The sequence below is a fragment of the Streptococcus oralis genome (assembly GCF_001578945.1).
Classification (GTDB): Bacteria; Bacillota; Bacilli; order Lactobacillales; family Streptococcaceae; genus Streptococcus; species Streptococcus oralis_Q.
Genome location: NZ_KQ969552.1, coordinates 67,336 through 71,777 on the forward strand (window position 1 = coordinate 67,336; position 4,442 = coordinate 71,777).

Genomic DNA, 4,442 nt, shown 5'->3' on the forward strand with positions numbered 1-4,442 from the left:
AGACGGGCTTTGGGATCGTGAATGATTCCGGCCTCCACTCCTCTCACTGTTGGTACAGCTTGCTCAACGGGACCAAACTTGGTTTCCTTCATCCCCCATGGTTCCAAAACTTGTTCTTTTATAATCTGATCCAAATCTTGGTCAAAGATTTTTTCCAAAAGAAAACCCAAGAGTAAAAAGTGAACATCTGAATAGAGGAAAGCTGTCTGACTTCGTCTGTTGAGGTGAAACATGGCTTCTTTTAATTCAGGGGCAGTCAAGATATCCCGATTGGGAATAAAGGGGTCTAAATCTGTGGTATGGGTCAGAAGTTGCCGTATGGTAATATCTGGGTAATCACACTCAGGCAAAAAATCCGTTACAGGTCGATCAATATCTAATCGACCTGTCTCCCACAAAAAGATGAAAACCGTCCCGACACCCACCACCTTACTCACACTGGCCAAGTCATAAATCAGACCCGCCTTTGTTTTCAAATCTCGCTCTGGATCACTCAATCCTAGGTAAGATTCGCCCCATTCGCCGTCTTTAAAATATGCAAAAGAGGCTCCGGGATAAATCCCTGCCTCAATTTGCTCTTCTATTTTTCTTATAATTTTCGTCCACTTCATGCTTCTTCAAACCATAATTCGATGTTATTGGTATCTTTACCAAGGAAGAATTTTTCAGACTTTGGAATAAAGTAGCCTGTCTTTTCAAATTTCTGACGAAGACTAGGCATATCTAAATTTTTTACTAAAAATTTCAGCATGGACAAATCCCAGGTGACGTTGTTTTCAACAGTCAAATCTGAACCTTCCCCTTTGGTAAAGCTAATTGTCTTGGCTACTACTTCGGAATCAAGTAAACTCTCCGTTCCCTCAGGCAAACGCAATTCCATAGAAATCTCAAATTGATTCAAGTATTTCATACCTGTATTTGAAGAAAATTCGGGAATGATTTCCAGTGGGACTAAATCTCTTATGTCATTTTCTGCATGAACAAAAATCACATCCTCTTCAGGAGAAACAATCTCAAAAGCATAGCCACATCTTCCTTTAAATAGGCGAGGAAGGGACTCCATCCGAGAGAGAAGAGCCTCGATTTCTGAAGGATTTTCTACTTTGATCAAGAGTCTAGCTAACTTCTTAAGCCCTTCAACTCTGCGAGTTCGCATACTGGGTGCCTCTTCGAGAATCAACTTCTCAACACCTGATTGGTCACCAAGTGAAAGGAAGGCAGACTCTTCTAACAAGGGTTTCATCCCAAGAGTTTCAATGTAAAATGTTTCATTTAACCTTCGGTTATTGACCTTCAAAGTCGGAATAATTTGTATCATTTGATTTGCATTCATAGCTTCCTCCAACTCTTTTATTTTAAAGGATTTTGAAATTTTTTACAAGCTATTCCACTTAAATTCTAAAATTTTTTATAAAAATTTCCGACAAAAAAACTGGGAAATCCCAGTTTCGTTTCTTAAAGGTAAAGAAATTTGAAAAGTGCTACTGCCGCAATACCTGCTGCGATTGGAGCTACAACCGGAACCCAGGCATACCACCATTTTGAATCACCTTTGTGTTGACCAAGAACTGATTTTGGAAGGAGTTCGTGAAGAAGACGTGGTCCAAAGTCACGAGCAGGGTTCAAACCAGGTCCAGTAGGTCCACCAAGTGATGTTACAAGTGCCATAACTAGGAAACCAAGTGCCAAGTGGGCAACTGATAGTCCAGCAGCTGTATGTGGCGCTACTTGAGCTTTTACTGCCATTTCAGTTAAATCAACTGTTTGACCAGCTTGAGTAGCCATTTGTTTCATGTATTGAAGAACCTCAGCACCGAAGAAATTTTTAGTCAAACCAAGTGCTGCAAAGAAAAGAACAAATGAACCTACAAACTCATTGAGGAATCCGTTAACAGTAGCTGCAAAACGTGATTCTTTTGTACCGTGGTCAATGCTTGAAATTGTTGAGAAGGTACCCAAGATGTTGTTTGGGTTTTCTGTCTTCAAGTAGTAAGGACGGTGAGTCGCTACAACCAAAGCTTGACCAAAGATGGCTCCCAAAACTTGAGCAAGAATGTAAAATGGTACTTGTTCCCAAGAGAAAAGTCCACTGACAGCAAGTCCAAGTGTGAAAGCTGGGTTGATGTGGTTACCAGATACGTTACCAAACATCAAAGCTGGGATCATAACCCCCATACCATAACCAACAGCGATAACGAGCCAGCCACTTTGGTGACCTTTCGTACCTTTAAGTTCAACGTTAGCAACTGCACCATTACCAAGAATGATCAAAATAGCAGTTCCTAGAAATTCTGTGGCATATTTAATAGCCCATGTAAAATCCATTTGATAGATTCTCCTTCATATTTTTTAAACATGTTTAATTGTATCAATTTTTAAAGGCTTTCGCAATATCTTTTTTGAAAGTCGCTTCTGGAAAGCGTTTTTATTTTCTTAAGAATTTCGTAAACTGAAATCCTGGATCATCTGCCCCATCTCCTCCCGATTAGGAGTCGTCAACATGTAGAGGAAATCTCCTTGCAATTCAGCAAAGGCTGCGGGCATGATTTTCTTGACCTTGAACTGGTCATGGTATTTTGCAAGCAAATCTTCTTCACTGTATGCATAGTGGGAGTTTGCCCGACGGGAGGTTGCAAGGCAGTAAAGCGGCTCAAAGTCAGACACTGGGAAGTCCTCACCTACCACGATAGCCGCATAGCCACGATAAAGGTCAATCGAGTGGGCATAGTTGTAAACATCAATGGTAAAACCACCAGCCGGACGGTTGTTGTACTCGATGGCAATGTAGTCATCTCCCTCACGGAAAAATTCAATGTGGAAGAAGCGCTCCTTCATGCTAAATTCTTTGACAATAGCTTCCCCATACTGACGGAGTTTGGGATCCATTTCTTTTAAGACATAATAGGAATTGTCCATCTTATGAAGCATAAGATCGAGAGGTGTATAAGCGTAGTCAAAGGTTGTTGAAAAAACAATCTTTCCTTCCTTATCAACCAAGCCATCAAAGGTACAAATCTCACTAGAAGTGACAAACTTTTCAAAGAAATAAATGGTTTCCTGATCCCACTCCTGTTTAAATTGCTCCACATCCACTGCTGTTTCTAATTTAAAGGTTGCGGCAGCTCCAACCCCGTTGTCCGGTTTTGCAATCAGTGGAAGACCAATGGTTTTAACAGCCTTATCAATGTCTTTTGGTGTCTTTACCACTGCACCTGGAACGACTGGCACACCTGCCTTTTGAAAGAGCTTTTTCATTTTGGACTTGTACTTGGTCTTTTGAAGATCTCTTGGCTTAGCCCCAAAAACATGAAACTGTTCGCGTAGGGCAGCGTCTAGTTCTAACCAGTATTCATTGTGGGACTCGATGCGGTCAATTGGTCCGTGTTTGTAAAAGAGAAAGGCTACAGCTCGTTTGACTTCCTCCCAATTTTCCATATCTTCTACCCGAAAATATTCGGTCAAAGCGTCCTTGAGCGGAGCGTCCAACTGCTCATAGGGTTCTTGACCGATCCCTAAAACAGTGATGCCTTTTTTAGCCAATTCGATGGAAAATTGTTGGAAATTTTGTGGGTAATAAGGGGAAATAACAAGATAATTCATAGGTAACTCCTTTTAGAGGTAGAAATGACCGAGGAAGTAGGGCATCTGCTTGCGCCACCAGTCCCAATCATGGGCAACGTCATGGCCCCACTCAGCAAACCAGGCTGGGATTTGTTTTTGATCAAAGGCTTCTTTGAGTTTATAATAAGATGGCAGTCCATCTTGCTCCCAAGCGCCTAAGCCGGTGCAGACCACGATTTCCGCCTGACGGTAGCGGTCGATAAACCAGCCATCGTTTTGGTTCCAGATATAGTCAACAGGCGAGTTTTGATAAATGGCATCGTCATTGAAAAAATCACCGACAAAGAAACGGGCATCATAGACACCGCTCAAAGCAATCACCTTGGTAAAGACATCTGGATGTTGAAGGAAAAAGTTGAGGGCATGGTAGGCTCCCATAGAACAACCCGTTGTCATCATGCCGTCAAACCAACCAGTCTTGTGTTTGATAAAAGGAATAGCCTCTTCAATCACATAGCGTTCGTAGGCCCTGTGCATTTCTGCTTGGTCATGACTATTTTTCCAAGTAGCCAACCAGCTCTCACTGTCCACGCTGGATAGAGTAAAGAACTGGACGCGCCCTTCCTCGATAAAGGAAGCACAGGCATCAATCATACCAAAATCATAATACTCATTGTGACTGCCTCCAGAGGAAGCAAATACAACGACAGGAATCCCAGCATGCCCATAACGGTTGAGATACATTTCACGGTTGAGTTGGCCACTCCAGTGGCTCAGATGTTCCATATTCATAGGGTTGTCTCCTTTTTTCTACCATTTTTCAGCGAAAAAGCGCAAGCAAGCAGGCAAGTTTTCTGCCCAGGCTACTTCATTGTGGATGG

Annotated in this window: 5 protein-coding genes; all 5 read right to left on the reverse strand. The window is 42.2% G+C overall.

Annotated elements, in window-relative coordinates:
- On the reverse strand, positions 1-611 hold a 611-nt coding region (locus SORDD16_RS05735; RefSeq protein ID WP_061452884.1), incomplete at its 3' end, for a serine hydrolase domain-containing protein.
- Positions 608-1,333, reverse strand: coding sequence for a CppA N-terminal domain-containing protein (locus tag SORDD16_RS05740; protein WP_061452698.1), 726 nt, complete (start codon positions 1,331-1,333; stop codon positions 608-610). The genes SORDD16_RS05735 and SORDD16_RS05740, both read right to left, overlap by 4 nt.
- A 122-nt stretch (positions 1,334-1,455) precedes the next feature.
- A complete protein-coding gene (gene gla / locus SORDD16_RS05745; RefSeq protein WP_061452699.1) occupies positions 1,456-2,325 on the reverse strand; it encodes an aquaglyceroporin Gla in 870 nt (289 codons plus the stop codon).
- Between the two features lie 108 nt (positions 2,326-2,433).
- Positions 2,434-3,600 (reverse strand): ATP-grasp domain-containing protein, encoded by a 1,167-nt coding sequence (locus SORDD16_RS05750; protein WP_061452700.1) that lies wholly within the window; start codon positions 3,598-3,600, stop codon positions 2,434-2,436.
- A 12-nt stretch (positions 3,601-3,612) separates the two neighbouring features.
- Positions 3,613-4,353 (reverse strand): esterase family protein, encoded by a 741-nt coding sequence (locus SORDD16_RS05755; RefSeq protein ID WP_061452701.1) that lies wholly within the window; start codon positions 4,351-4,353, stop codon positions 3,613-3,615.
- Between the last annotated feature and the right edge of the window lie 89 nt (positions 4,354-4,442).

Bases quoted from the DNA above. Each gene is read 5' to 3' on its own strand.
- SORDD16_RS05740 (WP_061452698.1), bottom strand. From the start codon at position 1,333: ATGAATGCAAATCAAATGATACAAATTATTCCGACTTTGAAGGTCAAT.
- gla (WP_061452699.1), bottom strand. From the start codon at position 2,325: ATGGATTTTACATGGGCTATTAAATATGCCACAGAATTTCTAGGAACT.
- SORDD16_RS05750 (WP_061452700.1), bottom strand. From the start codon at position 3,600: ATGAATTATCTTGTTATTTCCCCTTATTACCCACAAAATTTCCAACAA.
- SORDD16_RS05755 (WP_061452701.1), bottom strand. From the start codon at position 4,353: ATGAATATGGAACATCTGAGCCACTGGAGTGGCCAACTCAACCGTGAA.